Below are 16,510 nucleotides of genomic sequence, written 5' to 3'. Positions count from 1 at the left end.
CGACTTTCGGAAGTCCACGGGCTTGGGGTAGAGGTAGACTTTTTCGACTTTGGCGTCGGGTCGCATCATGAGGTACTGGCTCCGGAAAAGAATCGGGAGCACAGCATCAGGGATCAGAGGGCCGCTTTGAATGTGGGGTTCATGGAGCGGTTACGAAGGACTGGTATGGGTACAGTACTTGTAGACTGAACGAGAGCCCGAGTATTGCAGGTCACGTTGCGAAGGCTCTTGTAGGTTTCTAAGGGAGTTGATTGGCTAGGGTACGCTTCATAGGTGGAATGCCTATGGACGTACCCGTACGATGAACCAATGTCGAAGCCGAGGGTTGATTGTTCCAGGCTTCAACCGCTTTCGACGCAAAGCGGTCCTTCCCGGAAGGCCGGAATCGGCCTTCCGTCGCTATTTAAACTCAAGAGCCACAAAATTAGCGCAAAGAGTTTTTTGCCACTTCTCAGCGACCAACATCATTTTCCAATGAAACCGCCATTTCAATAGCAGTTTCAGCATAATTCACCCCCCCGTCGGGCGCTGGTTGTTTTTTCAGTTCATCCAAAGCGTATACAACCTTCACGCCGCGCCCAACCTTAAAGAGCGAAACATCGTTACGATCGTTCACATAAATCCCAACATCAATGACGGAACCTTCACGCGTCAACAGCTCAACCGTATTGTGCTGACTGGGTTTATCATGCCCGGCAAAATACGTCCGTCGAATTATTCCTGAAACAAACACCAGCGGCATTTTTTTCTGACTAATATTCAGCCACCACTCTTTTGAACCAAACAGTCCGCAAGTTCCTTTGAGCCCCATCATAGGCCTTGACGGATCAAGCGTTAACGCCTGCGCCAAAGCAACACGCTCGGGGTTTTTTTCAAGCGCCTTGGAAAGCTCATACACCAACTTCATTGGCGCGCCTTTATAGTCCAGCTCCAATAACATCACTTACCTCCGGGTGGGATCAGCTAGAAATCTTTAATGTTTTGGTTAAAAATACTCAAGGCGTTTCCTTGGCCAAGCTGAGTCGTCATTTGGGCAGGTCGCTCAAGCCCGCGATGCCCGATGCCAGCTAGCGTTTTCGCCACTTGAAAACTGTCGGTGATGTGATTAACTGATCACAAATGGCCATGGACGTCACCCCTTCATTGAGCAAAATTAGTATCCGTGCACGCTGGCCGAGGCTTTGCTCCAGCGTACTCATGCGCAACCAACCTTGAAGCGTGATGACGTCGGCGGGTCGCAGTGCAAAAGAAGCGATTGGTCGAGGCTTGCGTACAACCAACTCTGGGCGGGGGCGCCCAGCATACCGTCGCACGTTAGAAAACGAACTACCCACTCAGCACACTAGTTACTGAAACAGCACCAGAAAGCTTTGCAACTATAGCATGTACCGTTTCAATATAAAAACCAGCCTTTATGAAAATTTAACTTCGACATCCGCATCTCTAACTTCTACCAATACTCACAGTCTCGACGAAGTTTATCACTTGGTGCTGTTCCACTAATAAACCCACACGCCGTAGCATGTGCAACCCTAACCAAATTAAGCGAAAAAGCCTTTGCACCGGTAATTATTCGTACTTGGATTATAGTAAGTCGCAAACTTCACCTCAATGAAACACCACTTTAATTCCCGCATTATCCAGTGTGTCAGGCAAAGCCTGGGAGGCTCCCACCCGCTCTGTCACCGAGCTCCTAAAAAATCCCAAGCAACTCCTTTGACTGCGCCTGCTCAGCAACCCAGCAACTTGTGTCTGATACCCAATAAAACTAATCAAACTAACATTTGCTGGACCAAGCCGTGCTTCCTGCTCAACATCCCAGTCGCATACCCACCTCGCAAGAGGTGCGTGTTGTGTATTGAGATTTTGCTCCTGTTAAGGAGCGAAAATTCATGCTCAAAAAGGGCGTATTGAGTAGATAGACCGTAGGTCGTCAGGGTGGTAGACAAAAAGGAGACAAAAGGACTGCAGAAAGGATGCAAATAGGGCGCAAAAAGAGTGCAATTAGGGTGCAGATAGGGTGCAGATAGGGTGCAAAAACACCGGCGCAAGGCCGGTGTCAGTGTGATACAAAGTCATTGCATGTCAGTAAATCTGGGGCTTTTACTGATGAGCAAACTACTCCTCGATCAACCCCAGCGCTTCGCCCAAGCTTTCCACAAACTCTGCCTGCTCATCTGAATACTCTATTGCGATGCTTTTAAACTGTGAGCACAAAGATGATTTAGATTCCAAGTCCATCATTTGCAATGTCGAAGCTAATTGTTCAAGCCCCTGCATTGCAGCATCTGGATTTAATGCATCATCCCCCGAAAACTCAAGAAATATAGCAAGCTCAACAATGGCTCGCGCAACGTGCTTATTGATTTCCTGGCTCACGAATCACCTTCACTGAAATATTTTTAATGCCCAGCTCATCAAACATTTTCTGAGCTCTATTTGCTTGAGCCTGTGTAGGTACTTCCCAGCGCGCAGTTAAACCATTCTGACTTAACACGTCAGACTGCCTAAGCGCCTGGTCCTTCGATTTGCTTGTCGTTACAACCGAAATCTTGCGATCAACTAAAACTTCACCATCCACACCATCGAATTTAACCAACTTTGTTGATCCATCCGGCATTGTTCTTTCTAGCGCAGGAGCTTGGCCAGATTGCGTTGCAGGATTGGAGCGAGCACCGGTTGCTGAGTCATTGTAATCCCGGGCACGCGAACTCATACCTGCATTCTCATCAACCCACTTTACCTTAGTTGACGCAAGATCATCTACCTTACCGGCAGCGTCACCAGTTGCTTTTGCACCCGCAACCTCTTCGGCAGCACCCCACGATACCCCAGCATTCGCGTCCGTCACAAGACCAGCATTCACACCACCAGCAGCTACGAGCGGCGCACCTTCATCAACGCCTGATGTAGAGGCTTGCGTTACGCTCGGACTCGTCGCTTGCCCTAAGCTAGCAACCTGCTCTGAAGGTGATGTAAGGCCTTCACTGTTAGAGGAAGAGGCACCACCGTTGCCTACCTTCGTATCGGTGGCTGCTGTTTCAAGCTTTGGCTGGGCCTCAGAATCGCCAGCTGAGCCAAAAAGGTCTTCAGCTTCGTCAAGACCGCTTTTGACCTCACTTCCAAGCTCCAGACCGCTGCCTTGTACCTCACTCCCAACACTGCCTAGGCTCGAAAGGACTTTGCCTCCCACTGCGCCCGCCCCAAAGAGCCCAACAGAGTTAATCAAGCTTCCTACTGGATTCGACTCGCCAGGGTAGGTAGCGGGATCAAACGACTTCAGTACGTCCGACGCCTGCGAATTGGTGTAAGGAGCAAACGTCTCATCGGTATAGACTCTTCCGTCATTCAAAGAGGCGGCACTAAGTGCACCGGTAAAGGCAGGCGCTGCACAGCCAATAACGCTTACACACAGAGGAGCTTCTGCAGCCGTGACAGCGGATAGCGATACGCCCGCAATTACGCTAGTGACGGCCTTCGCTCCGCTTGCGATCCTCTGAGTGACCTCACCGCCCGCGAGCATTGAATCGTTTAGCGTGTCGATCGGGTTGTAAGTAAACGCCCCCGTATCAATCAACGCCCCCTCTTGCGCAATGTACGTTTTACCCGCTGCCTCCATGGAAGTAAGCTTCAAATAATCCGAGCCAGGCGTATAATCTGGCGGTACGGAAGCGCTGCAATTGACTAATGCACAAGCGGCAGCATCGTATTTGTCCGCGTCCTCTGGATGGGCTGCTTTGAGGTTACTTAGGGCCACAGCCTCAGGCTGATGCAGTTGCCGGTTGTACTCATCCCCCATCTGGGCAATCCAACTGCCCTGTGCTTCATCTTTTCCTGCAACACCTGTAGCCAATACACCGACGACCTGAGACATCGCTGAACGCAATGTGGGATCGTTTTTGAACGTGGTATTCAGGACCCCCGCCATCGCCTCGCTGGCGCCTGCCGCAATGGCCCCGGTGGCGAAGTCGCCGCCATCAGCGGACGTGATCGCGCCGCCCAGTACCGCATGCAACGCAGTGCGTGCGACACCACCTTCCCCCCACATCGCCTCACCGACGATATCGCCCGCCTTCTGCGCATCGAGGTATTTAGTTTCGGCATACCCACCAATGGCATTAAAGCCAACAGCGGCTGCTACATTGGCAGCTGAGCTGATGAGACTTCCGGTCAAGTTCTTACTAAAACTGCCCCCTTCGATAGCAGTGGTGATAACGCTCGATGCGATACCGTTAACCCCTGCGTTCACCGCAAAACCACCGATACCGGCAAGGGTCGACAGGTCGAATCCCTTGGTGAGGTTGCTCAGGGGCACTTGAGTGCCACTAAATTTGGGATCGATATAGTTCGCCGCGACACCTGCCGTGGCCATTGCAACTGCAGCGCTTTTCAAGCTACTGGCGCTTAGCGTGTCCTTAAGTGCCAACCCCAGGTTGCCGTTGTTGGAAATGGTGCTGGTGATGGCAGTCGTGGCCAGACTTCCCGCACCAGCGGCGCTTATGGTTCCCAAGCCTAGGCCTGCGGGCCCCATAACGAGACTCATGGCAATCGCCAGGATTATTTCCGCACCAGCCCCCAACCCGTGAGTGCTGTACTTGAAGGAGTCATGAACCTCCTTCACCTGCTGCCAATTCACATCTCCCCGGGTTTCAGCATCCTTCAACCAACTCAAGCTCGGATCCGCCTTCACCATGGTGTCGATCACCTGACTAACGGTTTCCTGGTTGATCTGCTTCACATCGATGTTCAGCCCGTTGACCGCGTTGATCACGGTCTTGCCCTTGGCTGTCATCTGGGTCTGTTGCAGGGTCTCGTCGGTGCTGCCCTTGCCTTTGGAACTGGTCCAGGCAAGGTCGCTATTGCTCTTGAGATGCGTCTCCTGATCCAGATCCTTCACACCCTGGAACGTCACAGCACCGCCACTGGTAACCGTCAGATCATTACCGCTGTTGAGCTTCGCCGCTTGATAAAGCTGGTCACTGCCACTGGCCAATGTCAGGTTGCCGCCACCGGTAACGACACTTCCCACGTTGGTGGTTTTGGTGACTTCGTCGTGCTGGGTTTTATGACTTCCCCAACTCCCACGCTTGTTCATGTCGTACAGCGAGTAATCGGTGTTCTGCGCAGCCAGCACTTGCAGCTTGTCGCCCGCATAAACGTAGGCGTCGGTACCCGCCGTGACGTTGCTGGAAGTCAGGGTCAGGTCCTGGCCAGCGGTAAGGCTGGCGCTGCCACCCGCCGTAACGGTAGTCGCCACCTGAGTAACCTGATCATCCTGCGCCGTCACCTTCTTCGTCTTGTTATAACTATGCGTCTCATCCGCCGCCGAGCTCAGGCTCAGGTTATCGGTAGCCGAAAGCGCCACATCCCCCTTGGCACTCAGCTGACTCGCCACCGCCGTCAAATCCCGCCCGGCACTGATCGTCAGGTCCGCACCCGAGGTGATGGTCGAGCCGTTCTGCGTAATGGTGGAGCTGGTGTGGTTAGCCGTGCGCGTGGCACTGTCGGTCGCCTGGGCGGCGGTGATGTTCACGTCGCGGCCAGCGGTGATGGTGGTACCCGCACCGCTGGTGAGCACACCGCCGCTGTTGTTGACGTCCTGCCCGGCGTTGATGGTCAGGCTGTTGGCCGCTTCCACCCGCGCGGCGCTGTCGACGAAGTCGGTGGTTTCGGTGGCTGAGCCTTCGGCGCTCTGGTGGCTGGTGACGGTTCGGTCGTTGTTCACGTCGCCGTCGACAGCGGTCAGGCTGACGTCGCGCCCGGCGATGATGCCGCCGGACTGGTTGGTGAGAGTGTTGCCCGCCAGCAGGTCCAGGCGGCTGTCGGCCTGGACTACGCCGGTGTTGGTGAGGTTGTTGCCGGCGATGGCCGACAGGCTGCCGGTGGCTTTGAGGGTGCCGGCGTTGGTCAGGTCGCTGCCGGCGATGATGCTGACGTCGCTGCCTTCCACCAGGGCGCCGTTGGCGGCCAGGCGGTTGTTGGCGTTGGCCAGGTACAGCACGGGCACCAGCACGGTCTGGCCGTCGACGACTTCGCTCTGCATCCAGACGATGTCGTGGGTCAGGGCGGCGACCTGTTCGGCGGTCAGGGCCGTACCGACGGTGAGGTTCAGGGACTGCTGGGCGGCGACGCCGTTGTCCATCAGGTATTTGAACTGGGCCGCGTCGCTGGTTTGGCCGTCGATGAAGCGGGCGCCGGTTCTGGCGACGATGGCCTGATCGACCAGGGTCTGTTCGTAGAGGCCGTCGCCCAGGCGCTTTTCGCTGGCGTCGGGGTTGTAGCCCAGGGCGGACAGCATGTAGTCCGAGCTCATGAACTGCTTGAGGTTGGTGAGCGCGGGGTTGGTTTCGATCAGGTACTTTTGCGGTTGGGACTGGGTGCTGGTGTCGGGTACGCCTTGCACGCGGGCCACGGTTTGGGTGGTCACGGTGGTGGTGACAGGGGTACTGGCCTGGGTAACGCTGGTGTCGGCGGTGTCATGGGCTGGCTCCGTGGCGCCCGTGGTGCTCGGTGCGCTGACCTGCAAGGTGCTGACCGGGGTGCCCGTGCCGGTGGTGGTACGGGTGGTTTGCTGCAGCAACACACTGCTGCCGGACGCTTGGGCAACGCTGCCTACCTGCAGGGCTCGCGCCTGGGCGACCGGGGTGGCGACTTGCGCCTGGGCGCCGGTCAACTGGCCGCTGGCCAGGGTCCAGCTCTGTGGTGCGGAGCTGGCGCTACCGGTAGAACCGCTTTGACCGCTGAGACGGAACAGGCCGTTCTGGCCGGTGGGCAGGCTGAAGCCGGGCAACGTCAGCGGGTCGACTTCCTGCTGGGCCAGGTTGGGCGGCAGTTGGGCGTTGAGGGTGACGTGGGTGGAGTACGCGGTGCCGGGTGCGGTGGTGTCGGTGCGGGCACCGGCGCCTACGTAGTCGAAGCCGGGCGTGATGACGCTGCTGTCGAAGTTGTTCTGGGTGCTGATGTTGACCGCACCGCCCGCCTGGATCACGGCCGCGTAGCTTTGGTCACCGCCCGACAGTTGGGTGGTGGTATGCAGCGATTTGACTTCGCTTTCGGTGATGCTGAGGAAGTGCGCCAGGGCCGCCGGCAGGCCACTCAGGTTGTTGGCGTCGTAGCCACTGTTGAGGTACCAGTACTGTTGGCTGAAGGTGTTGGCCGCTTGTTCCACGTTACCCAGGTTGTGCCGGGCCGAGACGTAGGTGCGGCTGTCTTCGGTGTCGCTGGTCTCGACGCCCTGGTTGGTGAGGTTGGTCAGTTGCGCGGTGAGGTTGCCCGAGGTGGCGACCGTACTGCTGCTGTTGAGGAGGTCCCCCCCTGTCAGGGCCAGGTCACCGCCTGAGGTGATGCTGGACGCTGCGCTGGCGTCAGTGACTTCCAGTTTGCTGCGTTGGGTGACTTGGAACAGCCCGTTGCGGTTGCCACCTTCACAGTCGCCTTCATAAGCGGTGTTGCAGGGCAGTTCGACAATGTCGGCGGTGTAGGTGCCAGCGTTGTCCACGTTCAGGATCGCCCGCACGTTCTGAATGGTGCTGGCCGCCAGGCTCATGTTGCCATCGCTTTGCAGCGTGGAAGAGCTATTGACGATGCTGTCGGCCAGGCCGCCCTGCCCGTCCCGATCAATGGTCAGGTTGCCCAGGCTGTAGATGTTGGCGTAACTGTTGTTCAGCGAGGCCACGCGCAGGCTCATGTCGCCGCCGCTGAAGATCAGGCCCTGGGTGTTGCTCAGTGCCCCGGCGGTCAGGATCAGCCCAGTGCCGCTGCCCAGGGTGCCTTCGTTGTCGACACCGGCGGCGTTGACGGTCAGCCCGGCGCCCGAGGTCAGGCGGCCAGCGTTGCTCAGTTGCCCGGCCAGGTTGACCGTGGTGTTGCCGCCCCCAGCGATGCTGGTGGCACTGCCCAGGGTGATGTGCGCGGCACTGAGGTTCATGTCGCCGGTGCTGGTGAGGCGGCCGTTGCCGCCGTAGCTGCCGGACAGGGTCAAGCCCAGGGTACCGTCACTGGCCAGCAGACCGTCGTTGTTCCAGGTGGCGCCGTTGCCGGTCAGGCTGCGGGTGCCCAGCAGTTCGCCGCTGGCGGTCTGGTTGAGGGTGTTGACGTTGACGGTGAGGTCGCCGGCCTGGATGACGCTGCTGTTGGTCCAGTTGTCAGCCGCGATGGTCAGGCTGCCGTTGGTGACCACGCTGCCGCCCGCGTTGGTGAGGTTGGCGGTGGCAATGGCGAAAGTGCCGGTACCCACGTGCAGCAGGCTGCCATTGGCGTTGAGGAAGCTGCCGGCGTTCAGGGTCAGGTTCTGATTGGCGCTTTCCAGGGTGCCGTTGCTGTTGTTCAGCAGTCCACTGACGTTCAGGGTGGTGCTGCCCGTAGCCCCCAGAGCCCGCAACTTACCGGTCTGGTTATCAATGCTGGCCGCCGTAATCCCCAGGGTGCTGTCGCTTTCAACAATGCCGTTTTCGTTGTTCAGCGCACCACTGAGGCTGAGGTCAATCTGCTGGCCGCCGATCTGGCCATCCGCCGCGCCACTGTTATCAAGGTCATGGGCGGTGACGTTGACCTTGCCGCCGGCATACAGGCCGCCGTTCTGGTTGTTGAAGTCACCGGTGCTGATCACCGCGTCGCCGGTTTGCGCGGCAATGCGGCCGCCATCGTTGTCCAGGCCGGTGCTGGTGAGGTTCAGGCTTTGGGCCTGGATAGTGCCTTTCTTGCTGTTGTTGCTCAGGTCGTAGCCGTTTTTCAGCGCGCCGGTCAGGTAGGCGGTGAAGGCGGCCTTGAGGCTGCTGAGGGTGCCGCCACGGCTGTCGAGGGTGTTGGCGGTGACGGTCAGGGCGTCGTTCTGGGCCAGCAAGGTGCCGCTCTGGTTGTCGATATCACCGCTGGTGGTCACGCTCAGGGCGGTGCCGGCTTGCAGGGTGCCTTGGCTGTTGGCCAGGCTGGCGGCGTGCAGGTTGACGGCGGCGTTCTGGCTGTAGATCAGGCCGTTGCCATTGTTTTGCACGGCGCCGCTGGCGGTGATGTTCAGTGCGCCGTTGGCGGCGACGGTGCCGCCCTGACTGTTGTCCAGGTCGCCGGTGAGCAGGGTCAGCAGGGTTTGGCTGGCCAGTTGGCCGTTTTCGTTATTGACCTGGGTGGCGCCCTGCATCAGCAGGTCGCTGCCGGTGGCGAGTTTGCCATGGGTGTTGGTGAGCACGCCGAGCAGGTTGAGGGTGCCGGTACCGTTGGCGGCCACGCTGCCGCTGGTGTTGTCGAAGCTGGTGCCGGTGAAGGCTAAGGCGGTTTCGGCGTTGAGGGTGCCGGCGTTGTTATTCAGGCTCATGGCCTGCAGGGTCAGGCTGGCGCCGCTGTCGATCAGGCCGCCTTGGCTGTTGTTCAGCAGGTTGGCGACGGTGAGGGTTTGGCCAGCGCCGCTGGAGAGGATGCCAGCGGTATTGTCGAGGTTATTGGCGCTGACGTTCAGCGCGCCCTGGCTGACCAGGGCGCCGTTGTTGCCGTTGAGCAGGTCGCCTTGCACGTTGACCGTGACGTCGCCGTAGCGGCTGGAAACGGTGCCGGTGTTGCGGTTGTCCAGGCTGGCGGCGCTGATGATCACCCCTTGCCAGCCAGAAATCAGGCCGCCGGGGTTGAGCAGGCTGCTCGCGGTGAGGGTCAGCAGGTTGTCGCTGATCAGCTTGCCGCTGGTGTTGTCGAGCGTGCGGCCGGCCAGGGTCAGGCTTTGGCCGGTGGAGAGTTCGCCGTTCTGGTTGTTGAGGTCGCGCAGATGCTTGACGGTCAGGTTGCCGGTGGTGGTGATCAGGCCGCTGGCGTTGTTCAGGTCGCCGGTTGCAGTGCCGAAGTCCAGGGCGATAGCGCTGCCCAGCAAGTTGCCGCCGGTGCTGTTGTCGATACCTGCGGCGGTGATGGCCAGGTTGCCGCCGGCGTTGACCAGGCCCAGGTGGTTATTGGTGAGTTGGCCGTTGACGATCAGGGCCAGGTCGCCCTGGCTGTTCAAAGTGCCGCCGGCGTTGTCGAGGCTGGCCGCTTGTACTTGCAAGGCGGCGGCGGCGATGGTGCCGTTGAGGTTGCTCAGGGCCTGGTTGACCAGCACGCTCAGGGACTGGTTGGAGAGCAGTTTGCCGCCGTCGTTGGCCAGGCTGTCGGCATTGAAGGTGAAGGCCTGGGCGCTGGAGATTTCGCCGCTGCTGTTGTCCACGGCAGCGAGGTTGTTCAGCACCAGCACCGGGGCGTTGATCAGGCCGCTGGTGTTGGTCAGTGCACCGTGATTAAGGTCCAAGGTGAGCGCGGTGTTGCTGAACAGCTGACCACCGGCCTGTGCCAGACCGGTGAGGTTGGCGGTCAGGGCGGCCTGGCTGGCGATCTGTCCGCTGGCGTTGTTCAGTTGGCCGGCGGTCAGGGTCAGGCTGTCGCCGCCACTGACATCACCGCCCTGGCTGTTGTCGAACGCGCCGGTGGCGAGGGTCATGGCGCCCTTGGCGCTAAGGGTGCCTTTCTGGCTGTTGTCCAGGCTGGCGCTGCTCAGGTTCAGGCCGCCATCGGTGACCAATTGGCCGCCTTGGTTATTGACCGCGCCGGGGGTGGTCATGCTCAGCAGGCCGGCACTGGACAGGCTGCCCTGCTGGTTGGCCAGGCTGGCCGCCGACACCGTAAGAGTGCCCTCGCTGCTCAGCAGGCCTTGGGGGTTGAGTAGGTCGCTTGTCAGGGTTACCTGCAGGTTGTGCAGGCTGGACAGGGTGCCGCCGGTGTTGTCCAGGGTCTGGCCGGTGAGGGTCAGGCCGGCCTTGCCGGTGAGCTGGCCAGCGTTGCGGTTCACCACGTGGGCAACGTTAAGGCCCAGGCCTTGGGTGGCGATCACCAGGCCGCCATCGCTGTTGTTCAGGCTTTGACCGGTGATGGTCAGGCCGGTGTTGCTGGAGAGTTCGCCGCCACGGTTGTCGATGCTGGCGACGTTCAGGGCCATGGCGTTGAGCGCGCCCACCAAACCGTTCTGGCGGTTGTCCAGGGTGGTGCCGGTGAGGGTCAAGGCGCCGCTGGCGAACAGTTCGCCGTTCGGGTTGATCAGGCTGACGACGCTGGCATTGACATCGCCCTTGCCGGAGATCGAGCCGTTGGTGTTATCGAGATTGGCGGCGCTCAGCAGCAGGTTGCCGTCACTGAGCAACGTGCCGTTCTGGTTGCCCAGTGCCTGGGTAACGCCCAGGTTGAGGTCGCCCTGGCTGCTGAGGGTACCGCCGCTGTTGTCCAGGCTGGTGCTGTGGCTGGTGAGCACGGCAGCGGAGATCATGCCGTTGATGTTGCTCAGGGCCTGGTTGACGACCAGGGTCAGGCCCTGGTCGGAAATCAGCTTGCCGCTGGTGTTGGTGAGGCTGTCGGCGCTGAAGCTGAACGCCTGGGGGCTGGAGATTTCGCCGTGGCTGTTGTCGACCCCGGCGAGGTTTTTCAGCACCAGGATCGGCGCGTTGATCAGGCCGCCGTTGGTCAACTGGCCCTGGTTGAGGTCCAGGTTCAACTGGGTGTTGCTGAACAGTTGGCCACCCTGCTGGTTCAGGCCGGTGATGCTGGCCGTCAGGGCGTCGGTGCTGGCGATGCGGCCAGCGCTGCCGTTGTTGAGCTGGCCAGCGGTCAGGGCCAGGGTGCCGCCGCTGGTGAGGCTGCCGCCCTGGCCGTTGTCGAACTGGCCGGTGGTGACGCGGGTGACGCCGCCCCCGGAAAGGGTGCCTTGTTGCTGGTTGTCGAGGCTGGCGCTGGCCAGGGTCAGGTTCTGGTCGGTGGTGATCGCACCGCCTTCGTTCAACACGGCGCCCGTGGTGGTCAGGGACAAGGCGGTGGCGCTGCTCAAGCTGCCGGAGGTGTTGTCCAGGCTGGCACTGGTGACGCGCAGGCTGCCTTCGCTGTCGAGCAGGCCGCGGGTGTTGGTCAGGGCGTTGGCCAGGTCGATGTTCAAGGCCGACAGCGCCGACAGGGTGCCGCCGCTGTTGTCCAGGCTCAGGCCCTGGAGGGTGACGCGGCCCTGGCTGGACAGCAGGCCCTTGGCCTGGTTGATGACCTGGGCCACGGTGAGGCCCAGGGCCGTGCCGGCCAGGACCTTGCCGCCGTTGCTGTTGTTCAGGCTCTGCCCGGTGATGGCGACGCTGGCCGCGCTGGACAGTTTGCCGCCACGGTTGTCGATGCTGTTGAGCGCCAGCACCAGTGGCTGGTTGGCGGCGACAATACCGCCGTTGCGGTTATCCAGGGTGCTGCCAGTCAAGGTCAGGGCGGCCTGGGACTCCAGCTCGCCGCCTTGCTGGCTGAGGTCACCGACGCTGGCGGTCAGGTTGCGTTTGCTGGTGATCTGCCCGCTGGTGTTGTCGGCGCTGCCGGTGGCGAGGCTCAAGGTGCCGTCGGCAGTGATGGAGCCGGCCTGGTTCGCCAGGCTGCCACTGTGCAGGTCGACCGCGCCCTTGGCGCTGATGGAACCCTGGTGGTGGTTATCCAGCACGCCGGTGACGTGGGTGGTAAGGCTGGCGTTGCTCACCAGACTGCCCGCGTTGCTATTGTCCAGGCTGGCGGCGCTGATGCTGACGGCCTGGCCGGCACCGAGGGTGCCTTGCTGATTGTTGAGCGCGCCGCTGAGCCCGACGGTCAACGCGGTGTCGCCATTGGCCTGGCCGTTGCTGTTGTCCAGGCTGGCCGCTTGTATCTGGGTAGTGGCCGCGCTGGACAGCTCGCCGTTGTGGTTGAGCAGCGCGCCGCCGACGGTCAATGTCAGGTCGGCATTGCTGTCGATGCTGCCATTGCTGTTGTCCAGACTGCCCGCCCGGGCGTCGATGCCGTTGGCCGAAACCAGGCCGGCGATGTTGCTCAGGGCCTGATCGATACGCAGCACCAGGCTTTGCTGGCTGGTGACCTTGCCGTTGCTGTTGTCCAGGCTGCTGGCGGCCAGGGCGAAGGCTTGCTGGCTGGAGATTTCACCGCCCTGGTTGGCCACGGCGGCGAGGTTGTCGAGTTTCAACGGGCCGGGGCTGGTGATCAGGCCGTTCTGGTTGTCGAGCAGGCCATGGTTGAGGTTCAGGGTCAAGGCGCCGCTGGCGCTCAACTGGCCCTTGGCGTGCTGGTCGAGGCCGCTGACGCTAGCGGTCAGCGCCCCGGCGCTGCTGATGTGCCCCGCCTGGCTGTTGTCGACCTGCCCTGCTGTCAGGTTCACGGCCGAGGTAGCGGTGATCGTGCCGCCCTGGTTATTGAGAGCGCCGCTGGCGTTGAGGGTCACTGTGGTACCGGCATTCACCAACCCGGCCACGCTGTCCAGCGAAGCCAGGTTGAGGGTGACGTCGGCCAGACTCGACAGTTCGCCGCCGTTGTTGTTGACGTAGCCGGACTGCACCGTGAGGGCACCGTTACTGGTCACCAGGCCGCCCTGGGCGTTGAGCAACTGGCCGACGGTGAGCCCCAGGGTACCGGTGCTCATGACCCGGCCCTTGTTCTGGTTGTCCAGCGTCGTAGCGCTGGCTTGCACCTGCTGCTGGGCGCTCAGGGTGCCGCCCTGGTTGGTCAGGGTCTGCGCCACCTGGGCGCTGAGGGTGCGGCTGGCAATGACGCTGCCGCTGTTGCTCAGGTTCTGCGCGCTGACGCTGACATCGCCCGTGGTGTTGCGGCTGTTGTCGGCATTGACACCGGCTTCGATGATGCCGCTGTTGCTCAACTGGCCGCCGCTGCTAAGAGTGATGGCGTCGCGGGCGGCGAGGTTCTGGTTGTTGTTAAGGTCACCGCGGGTGGTGACGTTCAGGTGGCTACCGGCATACACCGGGCCTTGGGTGGTGACGCTTTGGGCGTTGACAGTGACGGCGCCGCTGGCCGCTGTTTGGGCGACGTTGAGGTGGCCGTTGGCGTCCAGTTCGATGTCGCCGGCACTGGCCGCCAGGTTGCCGGCCAGGTTGACCCCTACCCCTTGCTCAGTGCCCACCAGTTTGATGGTGTTGGCGTACATGCCGCCCAGGGCGGTGGAGTCAATGGCCAGGGTAGGTTTGGTGCTACCGTCGTCGGCACGGGCGGTGGTGTGCAGGGTGGTGGCATCGACGTCATTGCGGCCGGCGATCACGGTCAGCTGGTTGGCGTTGATCTGGCCGTTGATGCGTGCCGAACGGGTGATGACTTCGAAGCTGTCGACGTTGTTGGCGTTGATGCCGGCGCCGTCGATGGCCACGTCGCCACCGTCTACCTGGTAGTGGTCCAGCTTGCCGCTGGCGTCCAGCACCGGTGTGCCGGTGGTTAGGGTGGCACGCGGGGTGTTGATGAACCCACAACCGTTGCAGGTGATGCCGTAGGGGTTGGCAACGATGACGTGGGCGGCCTGGCCGGCCACTTCGGTGTAGCCATTGAGCTGGCTGCGGTTGGTGCTGGTCACCTCGTTGAGGATGGTGGTGGCGGCCGTGCCCTTGAGGTTGCCGTTGCCGACGATGATGCCGCCCAGTTGCGTGCTTTGGGTACTGCTGGTGGCGTTGTTGAGGATCAGGCCCTGGCTGCCGACGTTGTAGTCGCTGTACTGGTTATGGGAAAGGCCGCTGGCGTTGGGCGCGGCGATGTTGACGATGGGCACGCCATTGCCGGCCGCGTTCAGGCTGGTGCCCTGACCGCTGACGGTGATACCGCCGGCCTCGGCCCACAGCGGTTGCCAGAACAGGGCGTTGGCCAGAATCAGCGCCAGGCCACGCTTGGAGATGCCCCAGAAACGCTCGCGAGGTTGAATCTCGGCCGAGGGTTGGCGGGCCAGGAAAGCCAGGTGGCGTACGTCCATGTTCAGCGTCTCGCAAGCGTTTTTTAAAGGAGGAATTCGAGGCGGAAATACACTGGGGCTTCACGGTCGGTCATGACCGCCGGGCGCTCCAGGGAATGGGCCAGGGTGATGCTGAAGTTGACGTGCTGGCCGCGGGCGAACAGCTCCAGGGAGTCGCTGGACACCCGGCCGTGTTCGTCACCGGCATGCTTGACGTCGCTGATCACGCCCTGGTCATAGCCGATGTCGCTGCCGTATTCGCTGAACACCGGCTGCAGCCAGGCCCAGGCCACGGGTCGGGTCCAGCGCAGGTCATTGCGCCAGTAACCGCCGCTGTCGCCGGTGAGCATCTGGTCCTTGTAGCCGCGAATCGACGACTCGCCGCCCAGGCTCATGCGCTGCGGGCTGAACAGCACGTCTTCGCTGTGCTGCCCGGTGGCCAGGCTGCTGAAACTGAAGGACTCGCCCCACAGTTTGAACGGCAGCAGGTAGCTGAGGGTGCCGGTGTATTTCTGGTAGCGCGCGGTGGCGTCGGCCGGGCCCGGGTCGTGATCGCCCTGGGCCCCTAAAGCACCAATCCCTTGCTGCAGGCCCAGGTCCAGGTTGAGGAACCCGCCGCCGATGCGTCGGCCATGGTTGAAGCCGTATTGCAATTCGGTGATGCGGTTGCTGCTGTTAGCCAGCTTGCTGCCCGCCACGTAGTTGTCGGTGGCCAGGTGCGACAGGCCCAGGCTCAGGGAGGTCTTGCTCAGCGCATCACGGTAGATCACCCGTTCGGCCTTGAACTGATGAGTGTCGCTGTCGCCGCTTTGCTTGAAATCAAAACCGTTGGCCTGGGCCAGGGAGCGGTAGTCGCTCTGGTTGTAGCTGTAGGTGAAGTTCCACCAGCCCCACGGCAGGTTGTAGCTCAGGCCGGCGTTGTGGCTATTGTGGGGGTCGTCCGGGTGGGCGTCTTCGCCGCCATTGAGGCTCAACTGGTCGGCCAGGCCCAGGGGGTTGTCCCAGTCCAGGCGCGAGCCCCATTGTTGCTCGCCGGTGCTCTTTTGCCCGTCATTGCTGCGCGACACCGAGACCCGCCACGGCTTCTGCGCGGCGTTGCTGACCTGCACGTCGCTGGTGCCCACAGTCTGTCCCGGCACCAGAGCCATCTGCGCCTGGTTGGAGGGCAGGCGGTTGAGCTGGTCGACCAGTTGCTCGATCTGACGCAGGTTCAGTACGTCGCCGGCACGGCCGGGAAAGCTCATGTCCAGTTCACGTTGCGACAGGCCACTGCCCTGCTCTGGCGCCAGGCTATGCAGGTGGCCTTCGATGACCTGCACGGTCAAGTGGCCCTTGGACAGGTCCTGGGGCGGCAGGTAGGCACGGCTGGTCACCAGGCCCAGGGCGATGTAGCGGTCGGTGATGACCTTGAGCACATCGTTGAGCTGGGCCACGCCCAGGCACTGGCCCAGGTACGGTTTGACCAAGCGGGGGCCGTCGGGCAGATGGTCGTCGCCCTGCAGGTCGATGGCATCGATCTTGAAACAGCGGCTGCTGGCCGGTGCCGCCGGCGCTGCCACGGTCGGGGTGGGTGCGGGCAGGTTCTGCAGGTCGTCCAGGCGCTTGCGCTGCTCGTCGAGCAGGCGGTCCTGACGGTCGCGGATCAGGTCCTGATCACCGGGGCTGGGGGTGTTGGCCGCGTGTGCCAGGGGCATGGCGGCGGCCAGGCACAACGTAAGAACAAGCCTTGGGGCAGGCGTCCGTGACCACATTGAAATCGTGTCCTAGGCGATG

Annotated in this window: 5 protein-coding genes and 1 pseudogene; 1 reads left to right on the top strand and 5 read right to left on the bottom strand. The window is 61.3% G+C overall.

Translation table 11 applies throughout. The features are described 5' to 3' along the window. A partial coding sequence (locus QBK88_RS25450; RefSeq protein ID WP_277964200.1) for a hypothetical protein occupies positions 1-189 on the top strand: 189 nt, incomplete at its 5' end. Between the two features lie 262 nt (positions 190-451). Here QBK88_RS25450 and QBK88_RS25445 read toward each other — a convergent pair. From QBK88_RS25445 to QBK88_RS25425, 5 genes and pseudogenes are all read right to left on the bottom strand, one after another. Beyond that, positions 452-940 (bottom strand): hypothetical protein, encoded by a 489-nt coding sequence (locus QBK88_RS25445; RefSeq protein WP_277964199.1) that lies wholly within the window; start codon positions 938-940, stop codon positions 452-454. Positions 941-1,070: 130 nt separating this feature from the next. Continuing rightward, positions 1,071-1,280, bottom strand: a pseudogene (locus tag QBK88_RS25440) (IS630 family transposase); the annotation flags it as partial. 838 nt (positions 1,281-2,118) lie between these two features. After that, on the bottom strand, positions 2,119-2,379 hold the full coding sequence (locus tag QBK88_RS25435; protein ID WP_078731018.1) for a hypothetical protein: 261 nt from the start codon (positions 2,377-2,379) through the stop codon (positions 2,119-2,121). Beyond that, positions 2,360-14,758 carry a two-partner secretion domain-containing protein gene (locus tag QBK88_RS25430; RefSeq protein ID WP_277964198.1) on the bottom strand — a complete coding sequence of 4,133 codons (12,399 nt, stop codon included), beginning with the start codon at positions 14,756-14,758 and terminating at the stop codon, positions 2,360-2,362. Before QBK88_RS25430 ends, QBK88_RS25435 begins: the two co-directional genes overlap by 20 nt. Before the next feature lie 23 nt (positions 14,759-14,781). Beyond that, complete coding sequence (locus tag QBK88_RS25425; RefSeq protein ID WP_445764997.1) at positions 14,782-16,488, bottom strand: ShlB/FhaC/HecB family hemolysin secretion/activation protein; 1,707 nt, start codon at positions 16,486-16,488, stop codon at positions 14,782-14,784. Between the last annotated feature and the right edge of the window lie 22 nt (positions 16,489-16,510).

Origin of the sequence: Pseudomonas sp. RIT-To-2 (assembly GCF_029623465.1) — a bacterium.
In the GTDB taxonomy this organism is placed as follows: domain Bacteria; phylum Pseudomonadota; class Gammaproteobacteria; order Pseudomonadales; family Pseudomonadaceae; genus Aquipseudomonas; species Aquipseudomonas silvicola.
Note: the sequence above shows the minus strand (reverse complement) of the source record. Positions and strands in the feature narration are given on the sequence as shown.

What these genes read in the sequence shown, in the direction of transcription:
- QBK88_RS25430 (WP_277964198.1), bottom strand. Translation starts at nt 14,758, where the DNA reads ATGGACGTACGCCACCTGGCTTTCCTGGCCCGCCAACCCTCGGCCGAG.
- QBK88_RS25445 (WP_277964199.1), bottom strand. Translation starts at nt 940, where the DNA reads ATGTTATTGGAGCTGGACTATAAAGGCGCGCCAATGAAGTTGGTGTAT.
- QBK88_RS25425 (WP_445764997.1), bottom strand. Translation starts at nt 16,488, where the DNA reads ATGTGGTCACGGACGCCTGCCCCAAGGCTTGTTCTTACGTTGTGCCTG.